Annotated in this window: 1 protein-coding gene; it reads right to left on the minus strand. The window is 50.5% G+C overall.

Annotated features, from left to right (window positions below; all coding sequences use genetic code 11):
• On the minus strand, positions 1-303 hold a 303-nt coding region (locus tag ACO0LM_RS28785), incomplete at both ends, for an EF-Tu/IF-2/RF-3 family GTPase (RefSeq protein WP_423042386.1).

A 303-nucleotide genomic window follows, 5' to 3' on the forward strand; every position in this document is an offset into this window, starting at 1 on the left:
GACGGTAGTTGTTGAAGAATGGTGTATGACGGCCACCTTCATCTTTGGACAATACATAGATCTCGCCTGTGAAGTGGGCGTGAGGCTTGATGGAGCCTGGTTTTGCCAACACTTGACCACGCTGGATGTCTTCACGTTTGGTACCACGCAGCAATACGCCGACGTTGTCGCCTGCCTGACCTTGGTCGAGCAGTTTGCGGAACATTTCAACGCCAGTACAGGTCGTTTTGACTGTGTCTTTGATACCAACGATTTCGATCTCTTCGCCTACTTTGACAATACCGCGTTCGATACGGCCAGTAA

This window comes from Undibacterium sp. Di26W (assembly GCF_049340265.1).
Lineage (GTDB): Bacteria > Pseudomonadota > Gammaproteobacteria > Burkholderiales > Burkholderiaceae_D > Undibacterium.